The 21,886-nt window shown below is 71.6% G+C and carries 19 protein-coding genes and 2 tRNA genes; 9 read left to right on the top strand and 12 right to left on the bottom strand.

Going from position 1 to position 21,886, the window contains the following annotated elements:
* Positions 1 to 97 precede the first annotated feature (97 nt).
* Together ACOTKD_RS19620 and ACOTKD_RS19615 are read left to right on the top strand one after the other, a co-directional pair.
* Positions 98 to 1,507 (top strand): Tn3 family transposase, encoded by a 1,410-nt coding sequence (locus ACOTKD_RS19620; RefSeq protein ID WP_424890494.1) that lies wholly within the window; start codon positions 98 to 100, stop codon positions 1,505 to 1,507.
* Positions 1,390 to 2,034 carry a Tn3 family transposase gene (locus ACOTKD_RS19615; RefSeq protein ID WP_424890493.1) on the top strand — a complete coding sequence of 215 codons (645 nt, stop codon included), beginning with the start codon at positions 1,390 to 1,392 and terminating at the stop codon, positions 2,032 to 2,034. The genes ACOTKD_RS19620 and ACOTKD_RS19615 overlap by 118 nt, the downstream gene beginning before the upstream one ends.
* Here ACOTKD_RS19615 and ACOTKD_RS19610 read toward each other — a convergent pair.
* Positions 1,935 to 2,795, bottom strand: a complete 861-nt coding sequence (locus ACOTKD_RS19610) for an ABC transporter permease (protein ID WP_424890269.1) — start codon at positions 2,793 to 2,795, stop codon at positions 1,935 to 1,937. The genes ACOTKD_RS19615 and ACOTKD_RS19610 overlap by 100 nt on opposite strands.
* Positions 2,792 to 3,712, bottom strand: coding sequence for an ABC transporter ATP-binding protein (locus tag ACOTKD_RS19605; RefSeq protein ID WP_424890268.1), 921 nt, complete (start codon positions 3,710 to 3,712; stop codon positions 2,792 to 2,794). The genes ACOTKD_RS19610 and ACOTKD_RS19605 overlap by 4 nt, the downstream gene beginning before the upstream one ends.
* 133 nt (positions 3,713 to 3,845) lie before the next feature.
* On the opposite strand from ACOTKD_RS19605, the gene ACOTKD_RS19600 reads away from it, so the two are divergent.
* From ACOTKD_RS19600 to ACOTKD_RS19590, 3 genes are all read left to right on the top strand, one after another.
* Entirely contained in the window at positions 3,846 to 5,018 is a 1,173-nt protein-coding gene (locus ACOTKD_RS19600) for a sensor histidine kinase (protein WP_424890267.1), read from the top strand.
* Entirely contained in the window at positions 5,015 to 5,671 is a 657-nt protein-coding gene (locus tag ACOTKD_RS19595; protein ID WP_424890266.1) for a response regulator, read from the top strand. The genes ACOTKD_RS19600 and ACOTKD_RS19595 overlap by 4 nt, the downstream gene beginning before the upstream one ends.
* Positions 5,672 to 5,862: 191 nt before the next feature.
* On the top strand, positions 5,863 to 6,870 hold the full coding sequence (locus tag ACOTKD_RS19590; protein WP_424890265.1) for a recombinase family protein: 1,008 nt from the start codon (positions 5,863 to 5,865) through the stop codon (positions 6,868 to 6,870).
* Between the two features lies 1 nt (position 6,871).
* On the opposite strand, the gene ACOTKD_RS19585 is transcribed toward ACOTKD_RS19590, so the two are convergent.
* Together ACOTKD_RS19585 and ACOTKD_RS19580 are read right to left on the bottom strand one after the other, a co-directional pair.
* On the bottom strand, positions 6,872 to 8,929 hold the full coding sequence (locus ACOTKD_RS19585; protein ID WP_424890264.1) for an exo-alpha-sialidase: 2,058 nt from the start codon (positions 8,927 to 8,929) through the stop codon (positions 6,872 to 6,874).
* Positions 8,930 to 9,059: 130 nt separating this feature from the next.
* Positions 9,060 to 10,019, bottom strand: coding sequence for a quinone oxidoreductase family protein (locus ACOTKD_RS19580; protein WP_424890263.1), 960 nt, complete (start codon positions 10,017 to 10,019; stop codon positions 9,060 to 9,062).
* A gap of 133 nt (positions 10,020 to 10,152) precedes the next feature.
* On the opposite strand from ACOTKD_RS19580, the gene ACOTKD_RS19575 reads away from it, so the two are divergent.
* Positions 10,153 to 10,650, top strand: a complete 498-nt coding sequence (locus tag ACOTKD_RS19575) for a MarR family winged helix-turn-helix transcriptional regulator (protein ID WP_424890262.1) — start codon at positions 10,153 to 10,155, stop codon at positions 10,648 to 10,650.
* A 24-nt stretch (positions 10,651 to 10,674) separates the two neighbouring features.
* Here ACOTKD_RS19575 and fdhD read toward each other — a convergent pair whose 3' ends face one another.
* Positions 10,675 to 11,535: a formate dehydrogenase accessory sulfurtransferase FdhD gene (gene fdhD / locus ACOTKD_RS19570; RefSeq protein WP_424890261.1), complete on the bottom strand. Its 861-nt coding sequence runs from the start codon at positions 11,533 to 11,535 to the stop codon at positions 10,675 to 10,677.
* 98 nt (positions 11,536 to 11,633) lie between these two features.
* Entirely contained in the window at positions 11,634 to 12,971 is a 1,338-nt protein-coding gene (locus tag ACOTKD_RS19565; protein WP_424890260.1) for a DUF2254 domain-containing protein, read from the bottom strand.
* Between the two features lie 103 nt (positions 12,972 to 13,074).
* Here ACOTKD_RS19565 and ACOTKD_RS19560 point away from each other — a divergent pair.
* Both ACOTKD_RS19560 and ACOTKD_RS19555 read left to right on the top strand, forming a co-directional pair.
* A tRNA-Leu gene (locus tag ACOTKD_RS19560) sits at positions 13,075 to 13,162 on the top strand.
* Between the two features lie 224 nt (positions 13,163 to 13,386).
* A tRNA-Leu gene (locus ACOTKD_RS19555) sits at positions 13,387 to 13,474 on the top strand.
* A gap of 666 nt (positions 13,475 to 14,140) precedes the next feature.
* Here the strand turns inward: ACOTKD_RS19555 and ACOTKD_RS19550 are convergent.
* The 5 genes from ACOTKD_RS19550 to ACOTKD_RS19530 form a co-directional block, all read right to left on the bottom strand.
* A complete protein-coding gene (locus tag ACOTKD_RS19550; protein ID WP_424890259.1) occupies positions 14,141 to 14,440 on the bottom strand; it encodes a hypothetical protein in 300 nt (99 codons plus the stop codon).
* A 348-nt stretch (positions 14,441 to 14,788) separates the two neighbouring features.
* Positions 14,789 to 15,664, bottom strand: a complete 876-nt coding sequence (locus ACOTKD_RS19545) for a S8 family serine peptidase (protein ID WP_424890258.1) — start codon at positions 15,662 to 15,664, stop codon at positions 14,789 to 14,791.
* A 384-nt stretch (positions 15,665 to 16,048) separates the two neighbouring features.
* Positions 16,049 to 16,237 (bottom strand): hypothetical protein, encoded by a 189-nt coding sequence (locus ACOTKD_RS19540; RefSeq protein WP_424890257.1) that lies wholly within the window; start codon positions 16,235 to 16,237, stop codon positions 16,049 to 16,051.
* Positions 16,238 to 16,264: 27 nt separating this feature from the next.
* Entirely contained in the window at positions 16,265 to 17,215 is a 951-nt protein-coding gene (locus tag ACOTKD_RS19535) for a hypothetical protein (RefSeq protein ID WP_424890256.1), read from the bottom strand.
* A 121-nt stretch (positions 17,216 to 17,336) separates the two neighbouring features.
* Positions 17,337 to 17,609 (bottom strand): hypothetical protein, encoded by a 273-nt coding sequence (locus ACOTKD_RS19530; protein WP_424890255.1) that lies wholly within the window; start codon positions 17,607 to 17,609, stop codon positions 17,337 to 17,339.
* Positions 17,610 to 18,046: 437 nt separating this feature from the next.
* Here ACOTKD_RS19530 and ACOTKD_RS19525 point away from each other — a divergent pair, with 437 nt between their 5' ends.
* A complete protein-coding gene (locus tag ACOTKD_RS19525; protein WP_424890254.1) occupies positions 18,047 to 19,036 on the top strand; it encodes a ricin-type beta-trefoil lectin domain protein in 990 nt (329 codons plus the stop codon).
* A 67-nt stretch (positions 19,037 to 19,103) separates the two neighbouring features.
* Here ACOTKD_RS19525 and ACOTKD_RS19520 read toward each other — a convergent pair whose 3' ends face one another.
* Positions 19,104 to 21,872 (bottom strand): right-handed parallel beta-helix repeat-containing protein, encoded by a 2,769-nt coding sequence (locus ACOTKD_RS19520; RefSeq protein WP_424890253.1) that lies wholly within the window; start codon positions 21,870 to 21,872, stop codon positions 19,104 to 19,106.
* Between the last annotated feature and the right edge of the window lie 14 nt (positions 21,873 to 21,886).

The raw sequence follows: 21,886 nt of genomic DNA, 5'->3' as shown, positions 1-21,886 counted from the left end.
ATCGACCTGCTCAAGCGGTACCTGGACCAGCCCATCGCCAAGGAGGGCGCGTTCTTCGACGAGGCGGAGAAGATCCCGCTGGGCGGGGTGGTGCGCGATGAGTGGCGCAAGGCGGTGGTGGACGAGCGCGGCCGGGTCGAGCGCATCCCGTACGAGCTGTGCGTGCTCGTGGCGCTGCGGGACGCGCTGCGGCGGCGGGAGATCTGGGTGCCGGGCGCGAACCGGTGGCAGAACCCGGAGGACGACCTGCCACCGGACTTCGAGGACAACCGCGATGTCCACTACGACGCGATCCGCCAGCCGCAGGACCCGGAGAAGTTCATCGGGGCCCTTCAGAAGCGGGCTGGGCGAGGCCCTGGCCCGCTTCGATGCGGCGCTGGAGGTGGGCACCACGGGCGGGGTGGACATCGTCCGCCGGCACGGCGAGCCGTGGATCAAGGTCTCGCCGCTGGGCAAGCAGGAGGAGCCGGAGAACCTGGTCGCGCTGAAGGCGGAGATCGAACGCCGTTGGGGCACCATCGACCTGATCGACATCCTCAAGGAGGCCGAGTTCGCCACCGGCTTCACCGGCGAGTTCACCTCGGTCGCCACCAGGGAGGCGGTACCGAAGGCGGTGCTGCGGCGCCGGCTGCTGCTGGTGCTGTTCGCCCTGGGGACGAACATGGGCATCAAGCGGGTCGCGGTCACCGGCAAGCACGGCGAGAGCGAGGCCGTCCTGCGGCGGGTGCGGCACCTGTTCGTCAACCGGACGAACCTGCGCGCGGCGCTGGTGCGGCTGGTCAACGCCACCTTCGCCGCCCGTGATGCGGCGTGGTGGGGCGAGGGCACCGCCTGCGCGAGCGACTCCAAGAAGTTCGGCTCCTGGTCCAGCAACTTCATGACCGAGTGGCACCAGCGGTACCGCGGGCCCGGCGTGATGATCTACTGGCACGTCGAGAAGAAGTCGCTGTGCGTCTACAGCCAGCTCAAGTCCTGCTCGGCGTCCGAGGTCGCCGCGATGATCGAGGGTGTGCTGCGGCACTGCACGGACGTGGAGATCGACCGGCAGTACACCGACACGAACGGCGCCTCCATCGTCGGGTTCGCCTTCGCCCACATGCTCGGCTTCAACCTGCTGCCCCGGCTGAAGAACGTCGGCTCGGCACGCCTGTACCGGCCGGCGGCCGGGGAGGACGAGAAGTGGCCGAACCTGGCGCCGGTGCTGTCGACCAAGACGATCGCCTGGGACCTGATCCGCCAGCAGTACGACCAGATCGTGAAGTACACCACCGCCCTGCGCCTGGGCACCGCCGAGGCCGAACAGGTCCTGCGCCGCTTCACTCGCGGCGGGCCGAAGCACCCCACCTACCGGGCGATCGAGGAACTGGGGCGGGCGGGCGTACGGCGTTCATCTGCGACTACCTCGCGGACGCCGACCTGCGTCGTGAGATCAACGATGGGCTCCAGGTCGTGGAGAACTGGAACTCCGCCAACCACGATCTGTTCTACGGCAAGGACGGCGATCTGACCGGCTCCGACAGGGAGAGCCAGGAGGTCTCGATGTTGGCGCTGCACCTGCTCCAGTCCGCGTTGGTGCACGTCAACACTCTGCTCCTCCAGGACATTCTGAGCGAGGAGAAGTGGCAGAAGCGGCTCACCGACGCCGACCGGCGGGCCTTGTCCCCGCTGTTCTGGATGCACGTGAACCCCTACGGCCGGTTCGAGCTGGACATGAACTCCCACCTCGCCCTCGCCGCCGCGGCGGCCACGGTGCCCGGTCCTCGTACGGCGTCCGACTCGCAGGCCCCTCAACCAGCACACCGCGTGGCACGACCTGGCCGGAAGCCTGAGCGTGGGGCGGGGGCGTCACACTCCCGCCTGGCACCTGGCGAGTACGGACCAAGAGCCTGCTGCAATGGCCCGGTGTACATCTTTGGCGGTCAATCCCTGCGGGCTCACGGATCGTGCCGGCGGACGGCGACCACAGCGACGACTGCTGCGGCGAGGGGCCAAGCCGCGTACACGATCCACGACCCGCTGATGGTCGCCGGGTAGGGGGCCGATTCGAAAGGGTCGCCCATCTGCACCAGTCGTTCCCACGCACTGCGGGGCAGCGCGTGAAGGATGGCGGACGACCAGCGGTGGCGGTCGTTGAGGAGGAAGGGCAGCAGCAGAAGGATTCCGGTGAACGTCACGAGGGTGGCTGCGGTGTGCCGGATGAGGGCGCCGAGGCCCATCCCGACGAGCGCGCACACCGGAGCGAGCAGGGCGGACGCCGCGACGGCGCGGAGCGCGCCGGGGTAGCCGAGGGACAGACCGATGCCCCGACCGGACAGAATGGCCTGTGTCGCGCCGAACGAGGTTCCCGCGACGACGGTGCCGTAGACGAGCATGACTGCCGTCACGACGGCCATCTTGGCCGCGACGACCGACCGGCGGGCCGGTACCGCCGCGAAAGTCGTGCGGATCTGTCCGGTGCTGTACTCGCCGACGACCGTGAGGGCGCCGATGCTGCCGGTGGCGAGTATCAGGACCATGCAGGCGCCGATGGTGAAGGCGTCCCGCATGGCCCAGATCGGAACGAAGAGGGCCCGGATCCCTTCGTTGTAGGTCGGCCAGTTGTTGTAGTCCGCGACGGCTGCGCTGATGTTGATGGCGATGATGACCAGCGCGCTGATCCCGAACGCCCAGGAAATAGACCGCAGCGACCAGAGCTTGATCCACTCGGCGGCGAGGAGGTCCCGGAAGCGGGCGCCGGGCTCGGCGGCGCGCGGGGCGGTCGAGGCCCCCGTCTGCTGTGTGGTGGTCGAGGTCATCGGGATTCTCCTGCGAGGTATTCGACGCTGTCGGCGGTGAGTTCCATGAACGCCTCCTCCAGTGAGGAGGTGCGGGTGGCCAGCTCAAGGAGCACGATGCGGTGGTGGGAGGCGAGTTCCCCGATGCGAGCCGCGCTCAGGCCGGTCACGGTGAGCCACTCCTCTGCGCCCGAGGCGTCCGGCTGTACCGAAGCGCCCTCGGCTTCGAGCACAGCTGCCAGCCCGGCGGTGTCGGTTGTCCGCGCGGTCACGCTCTGGCGGGTTCCGCGGGCCGCGAACTCCGTCACGCTCTCGTCGGCGATCAGTTTGCCCCGGCCGATGACGATCAGGTGCTCGGCGGTGTTCTGCATCTCGCTCATCAGGTGGCTGGAGACGAACACGGTGCGCCCCTCGGCGGCCAGTCGCCTGAACAGGCCGCGTACCCACCGCACGCCCTCCGGGTCCAGGCCGTTGACCGGCTCGTCGAACAGCAGCACCGGAGGGTCGCCGAGAAGGGCCGTGGCGATGCCGAGCCGTTGCTTCATGCCCAGGGAGAACCCGCCGATGCGGCGCCGGGCCGCGGGAGCCAGTCCTACCTCCTCAAGGACCTCGTCCACCCGGCGCCGCGGGATACCGTTGCTGCGGGCCAGGGCGGACAGGTAGGCCGCTGCGCTGCGACCGCCGTGGACGTCATGGGCGTCGAGCAGGGCACCGGCGTGACGCAGTCCGCGTGGGTGGTCCCGGAACAGGTGACCGTCGATAGTGGCGGTGCCGCTGGTGGGTTCGGTCAGGCCGAGGAGCATCCGCAGCGTGGTGCTCTTGCCGGCACCGTTGGGACCGAGGAACCCGGTGACGTGCCCGGGGCGCACGGTGAAGGTCAGGCCGTTGACGGCGGTGGTCTTGCCGTATCGCTTGGTCAGTTCGTTGACTTCGATCACCCGGCCAACGGTGCCGGGGAGGGCGTCCGTCCGGCATCGGCCCGTCGGCTGCACTCGCGGGAGGGCTGGTATCCCGTGGGCGTACGCCCACGGGCCAATGTGCCGCCGCTGGTCAGGCGATTACGATCGCCCCATGTCCGCCAAGCCGCGTCCCCTGCTGTCCTGGCACCTGCGGCCGGCCGCGCGGGCGGCTCTGGCCTGGTGCGGGGCGATCGCCTACCCCTTCGTGCTGTTCTTCGCGGCACGCGGCACGCCCTTCGACTCCCCCGGCTTGCCCTTCGTCTCGGCGGCCGCGGTCACGGTCCTGCCTCTCGGACTGCTGCGCCGCCGCCCACTGCCGGCCCTGGCACTGATGCTCCTGGGTACGTACGTCACGGCGACGACGACCCCGTTCTGGCAGGTCGTGTATCTGCTGGTTCTGGCAAACGACCTCGCCATCGGATACGTCGTGGCCACCCGGCCTCGCCGCATCGCGGTCGCCGCTGCCGTCACGACGCTCGGCGTACAGGTCGCCTTTGCCGCACGCCTCGGGACCGGTACGGGCGGATTCGCCCGCACGGTCGTGGTCCTCGTCCTGGCGCTCGCCGCCGCCTGGATGACCGGCCATTCGGTTCGCGAACGCCGAGAGCACGCCGCGGCACTGCGCTCGCAGACCGCCGCCCAGGCCGTCGCCGCCGAACGGCTCCGGATCGCCCGTGAGCTGCACGACATGATCGCGCACAGCATCGGCGTCATCGCCATCCAGGCAGGCATGGGCCGCCGGGTCATCGACACACAGCCGGACGAGGCCCGCAACGCGCTGGCCACCATCGAAGACACCAGCAGGGAAACCCTCGCCGGGCTGCGGCGCACCCTGGGCGCACTGCGCCGCACCGAACCGGGCCCCGGGGCGCAGGCCGCGCCGCGCGAGCCTGCCCCGGGGCTGGCCGACCTCGACCGGCTGACCGCCTCGGCGAAGGACGCAGGCGTCCATGCCGACGTGCGATGGCTCGGAGAACGACGGCCCCTGCCCCCCGATATCGACCTGGCCGCCTTCCGCATCGTCCAGGAGGCCCTCACCAACGTCGTACGCCACGCGGGCACCCCCGACTGCCGCGTCACCATCGGCTACCAAGCCGGCGAACTGGCCATCGAGGTCGCCGACGACGGCCGCGGCGGCCCCACCTCCGGCACCGGATACGGCATCACCGGAATGCGGGAACGCGTCACCCTGCTACGCGGCCAGTTCACCGCCGGGCCACGACCCGAGGGCGGCTTTCGCGTGGCAGCCCGGCTCCCCCTCTCCGAAGGAGTGCACATCTCATGACGGTCCGCGTCGTGCTCGCCGACGACCAGCCATTGGTCCGCAGCGGTCTGCGCGTCCTGATGGCAGACGCCCCCGACATCGACGTCGTGGGAGAGGCTGGAACCGGCGCCGAAGCGGTCCAGCTGGTCCGGAACACGGAGCCCGACGTGGCGGTGATGGACATCCGCATGCCAGGCATGGACGGTATCGAAGCCACTGGGCTGATCACGGCAGCCGCTGGAGCGACGCGCGTCCTTATCCTCACCACGTTCGACGACGACGAGTACATCTACGGCGCGCTCCGAGCGGGTGCGAGCGGATTCCTGGTCAAGGACATGGCACTGGACGACATCCTCGGGGCGATCCGCGTGGTCGCCGCCGGAGACGCTCTGATCGCCCCAAGCGTCACGCGCCGCCTGATCGCAGAGTTCGCCGCCCGCCCCGAACCAGCCCCTCACCCACGACCGGTCGGGAACATCACCGAGAGAGAACGCGAGGTACTGACCCTCGTCGGACGCGGCATGTCCAACAGCGAGATCGCCGCCCACCTCTACATCAGCGTGGCCACCGCAAAGGCACACGTAGCGCGGCTACTCACCAAACTCGAAGCCCGCGACCGGGTCCAACTTGTCATCACTGCCTACGAGATCGGCCTGGTAACGCCATCTCGCTGAACACCAAGCACCTCAGTTGCCGAAGCTCGCCGGCCGAAGCCACGTACTCTCATAAACGGTCCTTTGCGCGAGCAAGATCAACAGCAGGCCACCGAAGCTTCGCCGGACCCGGATTCGTTCTCAGAACCCGTTCTCACTCAAAAGCGGGACGGACCCCCTTCTGAGACTTGCATTGTGCGAAAATCTGGGGCATGACGGACCCTCAGCAGCCTTCCCCGGCCGACGGGTCGGACGCGGACGACGTCGAACGGCACGCCTGTCCGAAGTGTGCCGCGCAGCCCGGCTCGCCGTGCCGCTCGCGCGGTGGCGCGGTCGCCTCCGCCTACCACACCCGCCGCTTCACGATGGTGCCCCGACTGAGGAAGGCGTTGCGGGTGCCGACCCCCGCCGACCGCGGACCGGGCCGACCTTGGCGGCCGGGCACCCCGCCGCCGGCGCCGATCGACCCGGACCTGCCGAGCGCGGACATCCGCATCGGGTACGCACGGTGCTCGACGCTTGGGCAGGAACTCGACTCCCAGCTCGACGCGCTCAGCAAGCACGGCGTCCCGAGGGACAAGATCTTCAGCGAGAAGATCAGCACCCGGGTGCGGGTCCGCCCCAAGTTCGAGGAGGCGCTGAGGACGGCGCGAGAGGTCAAGGCGCACGCTCCGCACTGCCGGGTCATCTTCACCGTCTACGAGATGAAGCGGCTCGGCCGGGACGCCGCCGAGCTGACTGCGCTCGCCGACCACCTCACCGCGCACGGCCTGGTGCTGGAAATGCTGGCCGGACCCCTACCCGGCATCTACGACCCCACCGGTCCGGGGAAGCTGCTCTTCGCGTTCTTCGCGGCGATGGCGGAGACCGAGCGGGAGAACATCCGGGAGTCGACCCTGGAAGGGCTCGACACCGCGGCACGCAAGGGCAAGCACGGCGGCCGGCCGCCAGTCATCACCGAGGACATGCTGCACACCGTGCTCCGCAGGCGGGCGAACGGCGAGTCCGTCGAGCAGATCCAGCCCGCCCTGATCATCCCTACCGGCAAGCGCAAGGGGCAGAGCCCGTCCGTCGCCAGCATCTACCGCGCACTCGCCGAGCACGAGAAACGGGTGGCGTACCCCGAAGCCATCGAACAGGCCCACGCCAACTTCGCCGCTCTCACCGGCAGCGAGGTGCCTGAACCTCGCACAGAAGTCACGGCCCTCACGACACGCTGAGTTACTTGTCACTTCGCAGCAGCTTCGGGAGAACAGGGCCGTCAACGCGGTCCAGCGGCAGCCACAGCAGCAGGTCGCGGGACGGGTCCGGCCCTCCTGCCCGCAGCGAAAGCCCCGGCAGTCCCGGCAGTCCCGGCAGTCTTGGCTGCCCCGGCAATCCCGGCTGCCCCGACCGCCCCAGCCGCGCCACCTCGCCGTCCGTCAGCGCCCGCCCGTACACCCGTACGTCGTCCAGCTCGCCGGTCAGCCACGCCCGGCCGTCCGGGCGCTGCCCCAGGTGCACCCCGAACGTCGAGTTGCGGCTGACCGTCCCCGGCACGCCGGGCACCGACGAAGCGGCCCCGTCCACGGTGAGGACGATCCTCCCGCCGCCGCGCCGCAGCACGACCCGGTGCCACAGCCCGTCGCCGTACGCGGCCGACCGGACGACCGCCGTACGGGCCGGTCCCGCCCCGGCGACCGCCGTCACCTGCCCGGTCACCCGCCCGCCGGGCGCCACCCGCAGCGCTACCTGGGGCGCGCCGCCCATGCCGCCCATCCACAGCAGAGGCTGCTCGGCGGCTCGAATCGCCTTGGGCGACGAACGGAACCACAACGCCGCTGTGAAGTCCCGCGCCCCCAGCGGGAGGGAGGCCCGGTAGGGCAGCCGCACCGCGTCGTCCACCCCGTCGAAGGCGAGGCCCCCGCCGGAGCGGCCCCGGACCGGGCGCGGGCCTCCCAGGACGTACGCGTCCCGCGCGCCCGGCGCCCGGTCCGGCGTCGTGGGCGGCGGCCCGGGGCGCGGGCCCAGCCACTCCTCGGTGAAGCGGGCGAACCGGATCTCGTCCCGCGCGTTGCCCCGGCCCGCTTCGTACAGCAGCCCGGCCGTAGCCCCGTGCCCGTAGCCGTCCCGGTCCCCGCCCCCGTCCACCACTGCCATGTCGGAATAGCCCGCCCAGTCGGGGGTGACGAGCCTGCCCTGCTCCACGCCCTCCCACGTGCGCCCCTCGTCGTAGGAGGAGCGGATCGTCATCGAGCGCCGCCGGTCGGGGTCGGCGGGCGACGCGAACAGCCAGCGCCCGGGCCGCAGCACGGCCACGGACCCCTGCACCATGGGCGTGTAGAGGTCCGGGACGGACCGGAACGGCCCGGCGAACGCCGTGCCCCCGTCGGGGCTGACGGCGAAGTCGCGGTTGCCGAGCTCGGTGCCGTCCTGCTCGCGCCCGCCCGCGTACACCGCGCCGTCGTTCCGCTCGGCGAGCGTCAGCTCGGACGGCTTCTGCGCGTACGTGCCGTCCGGGGCGGTCGGATGGCTGTCCACCGCCCCGAGGCGCCAGTGCGCGCCCCCGTCGTCGCTGAGGGCGAGCGCCGCGTGGTTGGCGTGGACGCGCGTGCCGTCGTGGCTCTCGGCGTTGAGGCCGACGACCAGGCGGCCGCGGTGCGGGCCGTGCGCGAGCCGGATGCCGTGGCCGGGCCCGGTGGCGTACCAGGAGTTCCAGCCGGGCGGGCGCAGCTCCCGCGTCAGGTCCTCCGGCTCCGACCAGTGGGCGCCGTCGTCGTCGCTGTACTGGAGGTGGGGGGTGCGGTCGCAGGGCACGTCGCAGTTGCCGCCGCCGGGGCGGCCCTTGTTGTGCGTGGTGAGGAGCGTGATCCGGCCGCTGCGGCCGTCCACGACGGGCGCGGGGTTGCCGTGGGTGTCGCCGAGCCCCTCGTCCACGACGCGCAGCGGGCTCCACGTGCGGCCGGCGTCGTCCGAGCGCTTGACGACGACGTCGATGTCGGTGGCGTCGCTGCAGTCGCGCTTCCGGCCCTCGGCGAAGGCGAGGACGGTGCCGCGGACGGTGGTGACCAGGGCGGGGATGCGGAAGCAGGCGTAGGCGTCCCCGTCCGCCGCCTCCGGCCCGGCCTTGAAGAGGACCCGCTCTTCGAACCCGGTGTCCGTGAACCCGGTGTCGGTGGCCCGGGCCGGGGGCGGTACGAGGAGGGAGCTCGCGAGGCCCGCCAACGCGGCTGCTGCGAGCGCGTTCCTGACGGGGTTCCGGGGGGTGGCGGGAACAGTGCGGACGTGCGGCGGCGCCATGAGGCCGAACGTAGGTCTCGTACGACTGTCACACAAGGAAGACTCGGCCGAAGAGCCCATACGAGTTCATGTGCGAGCTCGCGTGCGGAGGGGAGTGCGGGGCGGAGCGGGGGAGGGGCTGCGCAAAGGCTCACGCCGGCCGCAGGACGACCTTGCCCAGGTTGACGCGCGACTCGATGAGCTCGTGCGCCTTCGCGGCGGCCTCCAGGGGCAGCTCGGCGTGGACGCGCGGCCGCAGCCGCCCGGAGGCGAACAACTCCCACAGCTCCAGCCGCCACTGCTCCATCAGCTCCGGCCGGTGGCGGGCGATCAGCGCCATCTGGAAGCCGATCGCGGACTTCGCGCCGACGAGCAGGTCGTACGCCTCGATCGTCCCGCCGCCCGAGCTGTACGCGACGAGCCGGCCGCCGGGTGCGAGTGCGGCGACGGCGGTGGGGAGGAGCTCGCCGCCGACCGCGTCGAGGACGATGTCGACGGGGCCGCCCCAGCGGTCCGCGGGCTCGTGGGCGAGCTCGTCGTAGGTGACGACGTGGTCCGCGCCCAGTTCGCGCAGGAAGGCGGCCTTGGCCTCGGCGGCCGCGGAGCTGACGGCCGCCACGACCCGGCCGCCGCCGAGCTCCTTGGCGAGCTGCACGGCGAGGTGGCCCGCGCCGCTGGCCGCGCCCGTCACCAGGACGGACTCGCCGGGGGCCGGGCGGGCCGCCGCGTACGCCCCGCGGGCCACCAGGCCGCAGCGGACGAGGGCGACGGCGTCCGTGGCGGTCGCGCCCTCGGGCACGGGGGAGGTCATCGCGGCCAGCAGGACGGAGTGGTCGGCGTACCCGTCGCCGAAGCACAGGCCGGTGACGCGGTCGCCGACCGCGAAGCCGGTGACGTCCGGGCCGGTCGCCACGACCTCCCCGGCGACCTCGCCGCCCAGGCTCGCGGGCAGCGGGAGGCCGCCGCCGCGCACCTTCCGTACGACGGGGAGGGTGACGCCGACGGCCTCGGTGCGCACGAGCAGCTCGCCCGGTCCGGGGGCGGGGACGTCGGTCTCCTCCAGGCGCAGGACCTCGGGGCCACCGTTCTCGTAATAGCGGACACGGCGCATGGGGCGCACCTCCAGGGTGTTGTGGGTTACCCCAACGGTTTTCGTTGGGAGTCCCAACGATAGATCGATCTTCATTGGGATGTCCAACGTTTTTTATTGGGGATCCCAACGGATATGTCGGTAGGGTCGCACCATGACCGAACCCTTCGAGACGACCGAGCCCTACAAGACGACCGAACCCCACGAGCCCGCGCTCGACCGCATCCGCGCCCTCCCCAGCTGGCTCCTCAACCGCGCCGCCGGCCGCGGCCGCCGCCTGCTCGGCGAGGCGTTCGCCCACGAGGGCCTGCGCATGCCGCATCACGCCGTGCTGGCCGCCGTCGCCGACATCGGCCCCGTCGCCCAGGCCGCCCTGGGCCGCGAGACCGGCTTCGACCCCAAGGACATGGTCGGCATCCTCAACGACCTCCAGCGGATGCGGCTCGTCACCCGCACCCCCGATCCCGACGACCGCCGCAAGAACGTCATCGCCCTCACCGCCGAGGGCCGCAGTTGCCTGGCCCGGCTCGCGCAGCTGGGCGACGAGGCCAACCGGGCGCTGCTCGCGGCGCTCACCCCCGCCGAGCGGGAACAGTTCGTCGCGCTGCTCGCCCGTGTGGCGGAGGAACGGGAGGAGGGGCCGGTGGCGTGAAGCCGCCGCCGCAGTGGCCGGGCGTCAGCCGGAGGCCGCCGCCTGCTCCGCCCCCAGGACGATGCGCTCCTCACCCGCGTACACGTTCATCGACGCCCCGCGCAGGAAGCCCACCAGCGTCATCCCGGTCTCCACGGCCAGGTCCACCGCCAGCGACGACGGCGCCGACACCGCCGCGAGCACCGGGATCCCGGCCATCACCGCCTTCTGCGCCAGCTCGAACGAGGCCCGCCCGGAGACCAGCAGCACCGCCCCCGCCAGCGGCAGCATCCCCTGCTGGAGGGCCCGCCCGACGAGCTTGTCGACCGCGTTGTGCCGCCCCACGTCCTCCCGTACGTCCAGCAGCTCGCCGTCCGCGGTGAACAGCGCGGCCGCGTGCAGCCCGCCCGTGCGGTCGAAGACGCGCTGCGCCTCCCGCAGCCGGTCGGGGAGCCCGGCCAGCAGGGCGGGTTCGAGCCGCATCGGGCCCGCCGGGCCGTCGGAGAGGGCGTGGCGGGCGGTGGTCCGTACGGCGTCCAGGCTCGCCTTCCCGCACAGCCCGCACGAGGACGTCGTGTAGACGTTGCGCTCCAGCGTGATGTCGGGGACGGGCACACCGGGCGCGAGCCGGACGTCGACGACGTTGTACGTGTTGGATCCGTCGTCGGTCGCCCCCGCGCAGTAGACGATGTTGGCGATCTCGTCGGCGGCGGCCAGTACGCCCTCACTGACGAGGAACCCGGCGGCGAGCGCGAAGTCGTCGCCCGGCGTGCGCATGGTGACGGCGAGCGGCTTGCCGTTCAGCCGGATCTCCATGGGCTCCTCGGTCACCAGCGTGTCCGGACGGGCACTGACGGCCCCGTCCCGGATGCGGATGACGCGGCGTCGTGCGGTGACCCGTCCCATGAGCTGATCCGTCCCGGTGGTCGAGGGGCTGCTGGCCGCTCCATTGTCCCTGGGGCGCCGCCGGACCCCGCCGGGGCCCACGACGACCGCCGACCGGGCTACCCGATCCCCTGCCGGTCCGGCAGCAAGGCGAATTCCCGGTCCGCCCCGTCCGGCACCGCCCGCGTCACGGCGTCCGCGAGCAGCGCCCGGTGCCGTTCCAGCGGAGGACGCCGGCCCGCGGGGGCCAGGCGCCACAGGTCGTCCAGGGCCGCCGCCAGCCGCCGGGTCACCTGCGGGCTGCCGGTCGCGCAGCCGCGGATCTCCGCGAAGCCCAGGTCGACCAGGTCCGCCCACCCGGGCACGTCCTGCACCAGCCGCACGGCGCCCCGGCGGTCGCAGTGGTGCACCGCCCCCAGCGGCCGCCGGGCGAGGGCCGCGAGGAACTGCGTGATCCGGTCCAGGCACTGTACGGCCGTCGTCGGATCGTTCACGGCGGGCGACAGGGCCCGCTGGGCGATGTCCGACAGCTGCCGCAGCCCGAAGCCTGGATCCTGGTGAAACGTGCGCTCCACGCCGACGGACACCGTGTACCGCAGCGCCCGCGGCGGCGGCGCGGCCCCGCCGTGCACCGCGAACACCGGCGTCCCCGGCACCACGAAGTCCCCGATCCGGGGGATCAGCCGCAACACGACCCCGTGCCGCCGCGCCACCCTCACCAGCCGGGCGATGTGTACGTCCCGCAGCACTCCGGCCCGCCCCGAGTGCAGGACCTCCGCGCCCGGCTCCGCCAGCGCCGGCCGCTCGTCGTCGGGGACGCCGTACCTGCCCAGCACCCGGAACGACTCGCGCGTGATCCGGTCGATCACATGGCTCACCCGCATCAGCCGCAGCGTGGAGTTCACGTACGCGATGAACAGCCCCAGGCTCACCAGCACCAGCACGACGCACACGATGCTGGAGAACACCGGGACCGTGGTGACCGTGCGCGGGTCCTCGTTCCCCTCGTACGACGCCTGCACCAGCAGGGCGAACAGGAACGTCGCCAGGAAGACGGCGAAGGTGCACTTGGTGATCCGGCTGCGCACGTACAGCCGCACCACGCGCGGGGAGAACTGCCCGCTGGCCATCTGGAGCGCGACCAGGGAGATCGAGAACACCACACCGATGAAGGTCAGCATCGCCGAGCCGACGGTCGTGATGATCGTCTTGGTGTCGTCGGCGATCCCGATCAGCGACTCGACCGCCCCGTAGTCCCCGTCCTGCTTGAGGGCCCCGACGACGAACCGGTCCAGCTCCAGCACCCCGGCGGCCAGCACCGCCGCCCCGAGGAGCCCCACCGTGGGCGCGAACCAGAACGTGTCCCTCAGGTGCTCCCGCAAAGGCGACAGGGGCCGGGGCCGCCGCCGACCGCTCCCGGCCGCCTCAACCGTCCAGGTTTGCCCCGTATTGCCCATAAAAGGACCTTATTCCCCGACCAGATACCCAGGTGAGAGGCACTCCGAAACCTTGGTATTGTTATCCATGTCGCCGCGGGGATCGCTCCGCGGGAGATCACCTGTCCGGGTGGCGGAATGGCAGACGCGCTAGCTTGAGGTGCTAGTGCCCTTTATCGGGCGTGGGGGTTCAAGTCCCCCCTCGGACACCAGTAGAAACCCCAGTTGACCTGGGGTTTTTCTGTTTTTGCGGACTGCTTTCGGCCAGCGCCCGCCTTCGCGCCGTGCAACCTCGGCCCTTGGGGGGCGTGAAGGGCCACCGCGTTCCGCTTCAGGTGCGGGAGGACGTTTCCGCAGGGCAGAGGCGTAGAAGCACTCCGAAACCTTGGTATTCTTCTCCATGTCGCCGCGGGGATCGCCCTGCGGGAGATCACCTGTCCGGGTGGCGGAATGGCAGACGCGCTAGCTTGAGGTGCTAGTGCCCTTTATCGGGCGTGGGGGTTCAAGTCCCCCCTCGGACACCAGCAGGAACCCCAGTTGACCTGGGGTTTTTCTGTTTTTCGGGGTCTGATGAGGCTCCGCGTGACCCACCGCGTGACCCACGGAAACGGGGTCTTCCTGAACCGGCGGCGTGACCAACCACGAGACCGACCGGTCGGAGATCTTGGATCAGGCTGCGCGGCCCGCTTGAAGCGATCCCGGCAGAGCTAATCCGAGGAGCAACCGGACCGACGCCCCCAGGCCGATCCTGCGGGCACTCATCATCGGCCTGGACATCATGTTCGGCCTGTCCACGGTCAAGGAGGATCCGGACTACTCGGTGCGCGGTGTCGGCATAGCCCGGCACCCGTCACCGTGACTGGCAGCAGTCAACGAGTGTGTGGTCGGGGCGGGTCCGGGTCCAGCCGGACCGCACCTTCGAGACCTTCGCCGGCATGGGAAGCCGCTCAAGAGCGGCTCCTGGTCCACCTGCTGGTTGAGGCCGACGTCGACGCGGACGACCGCATCACCTGGCGGGCCTGGTCTACGAGGTCGACGGCGACCCCGCGCGCTGGACGCAAGGCACCCTGCGCCATATCCGCATCCGGGCCTGGAAGTGGTCCGTTGAGCGAGTTCACGTTGCGCATTGACTCCTGAGTGGGAGCGCGGCTTCTTCCTTACCGTCCTGGCTGCTTGGCCTTCTATGTGAATCACATTTCACAAAGATGGTTGCATGTGCCGTCGTTGTTCGCCGGCCACTCGCAACAGGGGGATTCACTATCACGCTTGAGGACCTCGTCGCGATCGAGGAACTCCGTAATGATGCGGCCGTCCTCGATCCGTGTAACCCCTACTTGCTTTTGGAAATCGATCTTCAGTACTTCGAGCTCCAGCCTCTTGCATCTCACCGCGTATCTACCGGCGGCCTCAGGGTACTTCGCGAAGACCTTTTCGATTTCCCCGAAGAACTCGGGGTCTCTTTCCGGCCCGCAGGCGGGCTTTGCGTTCATGGCTGCACTCCCAAGCCTCGCGTGTCTTGGGTTCCCCAAACATCGTCCCTCGGCCGCGAAGTCGGCGCCACTCAAGCCCTGCCGCCACTCAGGCCGCCGTCGGCGTCACTGGCTGCTTTGCCTCCACAACAGATTTCCACCTACGTCTCATGATCGGAGCACTCCTCTGTCCGCTGCCACCACGAAGGCCTCCTCCTCGATGATCCTCGGCGAGGAGCAGCGGGAGGTGTTCGAGTCCAGCGGTGCCACGATCGAGGAGTTTCAGGCGCTTGCGGACAAGGTTGCTGCGGCCCGAGGGTTCGACGACGCGGGGAAATGATCCACACCGTCCGCTTGGTGCAGGAGGTACTAGGACACGCCGCGAAGTGCCTTGTACGCGGCCCATGCGTCCAGCAGCGGCGGGGACACCGAGCGCCGTCGGCCGGGGCCGTGGGTCAGCGCGTACCGCACGGCCGCTGCGGTGGCTTCGGGGACGGCCGAGCGGAGGAGGGCGACCGTGCCCGTGACGAAGGGCGCCGCGGCACTCGTACCGCTCAGGAGGAAGGGGCGGTCGCCGAGTCCCGGGCCGGGGATGCGATCGCCGGGGGCGCCGACTCCGTGGCGGCCGATGGACGCACTCAGATTGGACTGCGGCATGGGGTGCCCGGCGCGGTCGTACGCGGTCACCGGGATGACCCACGGGTGGTCGGTGAGGGCGGAGGCGTGCATCCGGCTCTGGTTTCCGGCGGCGACGACGAGGATCACGCCCCGGTCGGCGGCGTGGTCGAGGGCTGCCTCCAGCGTCCGGTCGCGGAACCCGGACGGCGCGGGCTGGGCCATGCTGAGGTTGAGGACATGGGCGCCGGCGTCGACGCTCTCCGTGATCGCGTCGGCCAGTTCTCCCGTCCTCACGCCGGAGAGGCAGGTCGCGGGCCCGCCGTCGGCCGGGCGATCCGCGAAGAGGGGCCGGGACATCAGGGTGCAGCGAGGGCAGACACCCCTGCCGCCGGCGATGACCCCGGCGACGGCGGTGCCGTGCGCGCAGCAGATGTCGGCGCGGCGGCAGCCTCCCGTACCCGCGGCCGGGCGCAGTTCCCGGACCGGGTGGCCCGCGAAGGCGGGGTGGTCCAGGGCCACACGGCCGTCGATCAGGCCGACGACAACCGAGGGCCGGCCAGGGGTGCGGGCCATGAGAGGCGTGAGGCCGGCCAAGTCCATGGGGCCCGCCAGGTCCAGGAGGTCCATGGGCGCCCCTTCCTCTGGCCGCCGGGTGGAGCGGCCGGGCTACACGGGCAGGAGGTGGGGCGGCTCGCACTCGTCGACGCACAGGGCTGTGCAGCCACTCAGGCAGTCGCCCGCTTCCCAGGGGGGCGCGTTCTCGCAAGCGTTCGCGCACAGATTGGTGCAAAGCGTTTCGCAGTGCATGTCCATTTGCGGGTGCAGTCGATCACCTGATGTGTCCCGCCAGGTAGTCGGGGCGGGTGCTGTGGAAGCGAATCCGGGAAGTGTCACGGCGCATCACCGTCACAAGGTCGTCGTTACAAGATGGGGTGGGGGCGATAGCGGAAGGTTATTCCGATTCCTCCGGGCCCGGACGTGGGCGGGTGAATCCGGAAGGCCCGTATCAGGTCACCACTTGTTCGAGCAGGCCAGCTTCAGGCACCGCCGCACGCACGCAGGGAAGTTGCTCGCGCCCCGGCAGTGGTGACGGCAGACCGGGCCCAGTTCCTCCTCGCAGGTGAACTGCTGGGGGAGGATCAGGTCGCCGGCGTTCGCTCTGTATGTCGCCGGCTCGACGGCGAATCCAGGGATGCGCATTTCGGTTCGCCTCATTCTCTCTCGTCGTCATCGGCTGTAGTAGCTCTGAAGCGGGGTCACCCGGAAGGGGAAGAGTCCGGCGAGGCCGACGCGGGTGAACCACTTCTCGGTGACGTTGGTCTGGAGGTGGGTGTAGGAGAAAACGGCTGTGATGACGGTCTGCGACCCGGCGCTGAGCCGGGAGGGCCGGGCCTCCACCGCGGAGAGGGTGTAACCCTCTCTGTATTTCTGGTTGGTCTTCCGGTAGATCTCCTGGTCCCTTACGGTCAGGAAGTTCAGAGCCCGGTCGGTCGGTTCTGTGCCTGCGTTGTCGCTGAGCTGGAGCAACCGGTCGAGCAGAGCTCCGGCCGACCTTTCGAACTCCTCGCCGGAGGTGTCGTCGGGCCGGTCGATCGCCTGGATCAGCTCCCTGCTGTCGAAGGCCCAGACGTGCTGGACTCCGACGATCCGGACGGAAAGTCCCTGACAGGCGTCCGGGGGTGCGACCGGGCCGAGATAGCCGACGATCACGGCGAGGTCGCGCTGGTCCTCGACCGGGCGCAGGGCCTCCAGCAGGTCGTCCAGCACGGTGGGGTCGCCGGGCTCCAGGATGTAGGTGTCGACGCCCTGGACGGCGAGGACGTAGCACATCTGCCGTGCGATGTAGCGGTTCTCCGGGGCGGAGAGGACGCGGTAGAGCGCGTCTGCGTCGGTGGTGTAGGTGGTGCCGCCGGCGCCCGCCACCTGGAGGAACTCGCGCTGCACGGACAGGTCGGGGAAGACGGCGTGGACGCGGCCCAGGACGTAGACGTAGCCCCCGGCACCGCTGTCCTCCCCGCTGCCGTCGAGGGGGCCGGCTGTGGCGCAGTCGCAGCAGGCTTGGGTGACGGTGGGCCGGACGGGCGCGGGGCGCGGATCCTCGGGGTCGGGCATGACGGCGGCGGAGGGCGAGGGGCGCACCTCGGCTTCCGCCTCGGTGTCAGGGGTCTCGGGGTTCATCGGTCCCTCCTCGGGCACACTCTGTCCGGCTCCGCGGCCGGAGCGGCCCTCAGGCCGCCATCTCGTGTACGCGTCGTGATGCGCGTTCGCGTCGTAGACGTGCTGCCTCATGCGTGGTGCTTCAGCGGTTCCGTCCGCCGCCGAACGCCATCCACCGGTTCAGCGCTGCGGCCCTGCGGGCGCAGCCGCCGCAGGGGCGGAACCCCGCCGCCGTGGTCACCCGGGCGAGGGCGTCGCCCAGCCCGGTCTCCGCGTCTTCACGCGCGAAGCCGGGGATCCGGACCCGGTGGCGGGGAGTGTCGCGGCGGTACGTCTCGTCACGGCGGGTGCCGGGGGAGTCGCGTGCCGGCTCTTTTCCGCCCTTGCTCCCGTGCCTGGTTGCAGCATCAACCACCGTGCTCACATCCCGGTGTTGAATCATTCACCCCGTACTACCGAGGCGCCCCAAGGCCTCTCTTCCAGATTCCTCCCGGGGCGTTTCGGGCGCAACCTGGTCAGACCGCTGGCGGCATCCTGGCAGTCACTTCTGTCGAACCGATCGCCTTCTGTCGAAGTGATCGCCGGGAAACGGATCCCACTGGCGCGAAATATCCTCCTATGAAGTGGACGATGCACGGCCCGGGACGCAGCGCCGCGCGGCCGGGCCGGCCGCTGCCGTCACCGCTTCGCACCCACAACGGAGATGATGTGTCACCCGAGCGCACGAACAGGCCGAACGGATCGAACGGGCCGTCAGGGTCACCCGAGGACACGGGCCTTCGGGACGGCTTCTCCGCGGTCTTCGCGAGACGTCCGTCCATACCCCGGCGAGGGCTGCTGCCGGGCCGGCGGGTGTGGATCACCTTCGCCTCCGCCGCGGCGGTGACGGCACTCGCCGTGGGCGCCGTTCCGCTGGCGAAGCAGATCCAGTTCACCTCGGACGACACGAAGAAGGTCGCTGCGGCCAAGGAGCCGTCCAGGGAGCCGGGGAAGCCCGGTGGCGGCGGCTCCTCGGCGTCCGGCCGTCCCAAGGACGCGGACAAGGGCGCCGGGCCGGGACAGCCGGCGGGCAGCGGCGGTGCCGCCACCGGTGGCAAGGGCGGGTCGGGGCAGCCCTCCGGCTCCCCGTCGACGTCCGCGGCCGGATCCGGGGGTTCCGGGGGCGGCTCGGCTTCCGGTTCCGGCGGGTCGTCCGGGTCGACCGGATCGTCCGGGGCAACCGGGTCATCCGGGTCGACCGGATCGACAGGCTCCTCCGGCTCCGGCAGTTCCGGCAGTTCCGGGAGCACGGGTTCCGGCTCCGGAGGGTCCTCCGGCTCCGGCCACGACGATCCCGGCACGGCCTTCAGGGACGGCGGGATCAAGCCGCTGCCGCAGGAGCCCCCGAAGAAGGGCGTCGTCCAGCCGGCCAAGCCGGAGATCCCGCGTCCCCCGAAGCTGGACGACGGCAGGATCAAGGGGCCGGTCATGGGCTTCGCCGCGAAGCGCTGCGTGGACATCGTCGGCGGCAAGTCCAAGGAGGGCGCGCCGCTGGAGCTCGACGACTGCTCCGGGGACCGGAACCAGCGCTTCGAGTTCCGGCCGGACGGCGAGGTCTGGTCCCTCTACGACGACAAGCTCTGCCTGGACACCCAGCGGGGCTCGACGGCGGACGGAGCCGCCGTCCAGCTCGCCGACTGCAACGGCAAGCCCACCCAGGCCTTCGCGATCCAGCGGGACGGGTCCCTGGTGAACTCCAAGTCCGGCAAGTGCGTCGAGGCCGCGGACAGCGGCTCGAAGGGACTGCGGCTCCAGCTGCAGACCTGCAACGGCGCCAAGAAGCAGAAGTGGCAGATCGGCTGAGCCACAGTCCGCCACGCTCTGCCGCCCCGCCACGTCCTGCCGCCCGGCGGCACCGGCCGGAACGGCGCTACGCCGTCCCGCCCGGTGCCGCTCCCGCGGCCGCGTCGGCCGCCCCCGCCGGCTCCGGTACGTCCTGCCCGGTGAGGGTGACGAGGTCCGCCTCCGACGGCGCCTCGATCTCGGCGACCCGGTACGCCTGACGCTCCGTCATGGCCTGGAAGGCCTGGCGGGCGGAGCGGCCGTTGCCGAACCGGTGGTCGCGGGGGACCCGCGAGAAGTGGGCGCCGAGGGCCTCCCGCGCGTCCTCCGTGAGCTCGTACTGGTGGGAGTCGGCGTGCTGTTCCACGATCCGCACCAGCTCCGCGTCGTCGTAGTCCTCGAAGAGCAGGGTGCGGTTGAAACGGGAGGCGAGGCCGGGGTTGGAGTCGATGAAGTGCTCCATCTCGTCCGGGTAGCCCGCCACGATCACCACGACGGCGTCGCGGTGATCCTCCATCAGCTTCACCAGCGTGGCGACCGCCTCCTGCGCGAAGTCGTTGCCGCCGCCCGCGGCGGGCGCGAGCGAGTACGCCTCGTCGATGAAGAGCACGCCGCCCATGGCCTCCTGGAAGACCCGCTGGGTCTTCGGGCCGGTGTGCCCGACGTACTCGCCGACCAGGGAGGAGCGGTCGGCCTCGACGAGGTGGCCGCGCTCCAGCAGCCCGACGGCGGCGAGGATGCGGCCGTAGAGGCGGGCGACGGTGGTCTTGCCGGTGCCCGGGTTCCCGGCGAAGACCAGGTGGCGGCTGAGCGGCGGGGCGGCGAGCCCGGCGGCCTCGCGGCGGTGGACCATCCGCATGAGCTTCACGAGCGAGGCGACGTCCTGCTTGACACGGCGGAGCCCGATCAGGCGGTCGAGCTCGCCGAGGAGGTCGTCGAGACTCTCCTCGGGCTCCGCCGCCTCGTCCCGGCCGCCGTCGCCGTCGGCGTCCGTGACCGTGCCGGCCGCGGGGCCGCCCGCTCCGGCGGGCAGGGCCCTCTTCCGGCCCGGGGCGCCGGCGAGGCCGGGCCACTGCGGTGACGTGACGCGGACGGAGACGCACTCCTCCACCGTCGGCGCGGCCTCGGGGTCGCCGCTCAGGTCCTCGTCGGCGTCCTGCACCCGGATGCGGCGCAGGACCGGGGCGGCGGTTCCGGCGAGGTGGACGGCCGGGAAGCCGGGGGAGACGATCTCGCACTCCTCGAAGACGCCGCTGCCGCCGGAGTCGACGATCAGCCCGTTCTTCGCCGGCCGCAGCACGCGCACCCCGCTCAGCCGCGGCTCGGCGCCGCCCGCGACGACCACGCCCGAGCCCGCGGCGTCCCGGATCTCCAGGCCGGTGACGCGGGGCGCGGCGCCGGACTCGACGACGAGGCCCGCGGTGCCCGCCCGCACCAGGCTGCCGCCCGTGACCTCCTGGTCTCCGGGGCCGAGTACCGCGGCGGCGCGCTCGCTGTCGGCGATCTCGCAGCCGTGCAGCAGGGTCCGTCCCCGGCTCGCGGCGGTCACGCCGTTGCGCGTGCGGTGCACGGCGACGCCCCGCAGTTCGGCGCGTACGGAGCCGGCGAGGTCCACCCCGGACATGCCGCAGTCGCTGATCCAGGTGCTCTCGATGACGGCCCGCGCGTCGGCGACCAGGTGAGCGCCGTGTTCGGGGGTCCTGGTGATGCGGAGCCCCCGGAGCCGGACCTCGGCGCTGCCCCCCGCGTGGACGAGGCTGTAGGCGCACTCGTCCATGGCGCTGTCGTCGAGCTGCACGACGGAGTGGTCGGCGGCGACGAGGCCGTTGGCCGCCGACGAGCGGATCACGGCTTCGCGGGCGGTGAGCCGGGCGGAACCGTGGACGGCGACGGCCGCGGCCCCGGTGCGCACGATCCGGGTGCCGGTGACCCGGACCCGGGCGTCGTCCCCGGCACTGACGCCGGAGCCGCCGCTGTCGCGCAGGGTGCAGAAGGCGAGTTCCACCTCGCCGCGGCCGCCGGCGCGCACCGAGTCCCCGCCGTTGCCCGAGAGTTCGCAGTCGCGCAGCCGGACCCCGCCGTCGGCCGCCTGCGGGTCCGCCGCCTCCGCCCCGGGGGAACTGCCCAGGACCCGCACGGCGTCCGTCGCGCACGCCCTGACGCGGCAGTCGGCGAGCAGCGCGGAGCCCTGGTCCTCGACGAGCAGCCCGCTCCGTCCGGCCCCGTCGATCAGGCAGTCGTGCAGGGTGACGGCGGAGTCCTCCCGGACCCGGATCGCGGAACCGGTGGTGCCCCGGATGCCGGTGCGCAGCAGTCTGACCCGGGTCGACCCGCCCACGACGATCCCCGTGCCGTCGGTGCCGTGCAGCCGGCAGTCGGTGAAGGCGACGGCTCCGGCGGTGCGCAGCAGCATCCCGGCGAGCGCGGCGCCGGTCAGGGTCGTGTCCGTCATGGCGAGCGCGGCGTTCCCGTGCACCTCCAGCCGCCCGGTGCCGATCCGGCCGCCGGTCCACTCCGTGCGGCCGCCCGCGAGCACGACGGCGGGCCGGTCGGCGGCGTCCCCCTCGGCCACGAGCCCGTCGACCACCACCCGTGCGCCCGCCGCCACTTCGAGGGCGGGCCGGCCGTCACCGGGAGCGGCCAGGACCACGGCCCCGGCGTGTCCGCCGGCTTCCGCGCCGAGGGCGCGCAGCGTCACACCGCGCTCGATCCGCACCGCCTCCCGGTAGACGCCGGGGGCGATGCGTATCTCGTCGCCCTCGGCCGCCGCGGCCAGGGCGGACGCGAGGCCGGGGTGGTCAGTGGGGTCGCCGGTGCCCACCCGGTGGGTGGCGGTCGGCTGGGCGGGGACTGTCACGGGGGCTCCGTCAG

The organism is Streptomyces sp. XH2 (assembly GCF_049725035.1).
Taxonomy (GTDB): domain Bacteria; phylum Actinomycetota; class Actinomycetes; order Streptomycetales; family Streptomycetaceae; genus Streptomyces; species Streptomyces roseoverticillatus.
The sequence above is the reverse complement of the archived record's forward strand: the minus strand, read 5'-3'. Positions and strand labels throughout refer to the sequence as shown.

Coding starts and splice junctions, on each gene's coding strand:
- ACOTKD_RS19620 (WP_424890494.1), top strand. CDS start 98: ATGAGTGGCGCAAGGCGGTGGTGGACGAGCGCGGCCGGGTCGAGCGCA.
- ACOTKD_RS19610 (WP_424890269.1), bottom strand. CDS start 2,795: ATGACCTCGACCACCACACAGCAGACGGGGGCCTCGACCGCCCCGCGC.
- ACOTKD_RS19600 (WP_424890267.1), top strand. CDS start 3,846: ATGTCCGCCAAGCCGCGTCCCCTGCTGTCCTGGCACCTGCGGCCGGCC.
- ACOTKD_RS19595 (WP_424890266.1), top strand. CDS start 5,015: ATGACGGTCCGCGTCGTGCTCGCCGACGACCAGCCATTGGTCCGCAGC.
- ACOTKD_RS19590 (WP_424890265.1), top strand. CDS start 5,863: ATGACGGACCCTCAGCAGCCTTCCCCGGCCGACGGGTCGGACGCGGAC.
- ACOTKD_RS19585 (WP_424890264.1), bottom strand. CDS start 8,929: ATGGCGCCGCCGCACGTCCGCACTGTTCCCGCCACCCCCCGGAACCCC.
- ACOTKD_RS19580 (WP_424890263.1), bottom strand. CDS start 10,019: ATGCGCCGTGTCCGCTATTACGAGAACGGTGGCCCCGAGGTCCTGCGC.
- ACOTKD_RS19575 (WP_424890262.1), top strand. CDS start 10,153: ATGACCGAACCCTTCGAGACGACCGAGCCCTACAAGACGACCGAACCC.
- fdhD (WP_424890261.1), bottom strand. CDS start 11,535: ATGGGACGGGTCACCGCACGACGCCGCGTCATCCGCATCCGGGACGGG.
- ACOTKD_RS19565 (WP_424890260.1), bottom strand. CDS start 12,971: ATGGGCAATACGGGGCAAACCTGGACGGTTGAGGCGGCCGGGAGCGGT.
- ACOTKD_RS19550 (WP_424890259.1), bottom strand. CDS start 14,440: ATGAACGCAAAGCCCGCCTGCGGGCCGGAAAGAGACCCCGAGTTCTTC.
- ACOTKD_RS19545 (WP_424890258.1), bottom strand. CDS start 15,664: ATGGACCTCCTGGACCTGGCGGGCCCCATGGACTTGGCCGGCCTCACG.
- ACOTKD_RS19540 (WP_424890257.1), bottom strand. CDS start 16,237: ATGCGCATCCCTGGATTCGCCGTCGAGCCGGCGACATACAGAGCGAAC.
- ACOTKD_RS19535 (WP_424890256.1), bottom strand. CDS start 17,215: ATGAACCCCGAGACCCCTGACACCGAGGCGGAAGCCGAGGTGCGCCCC.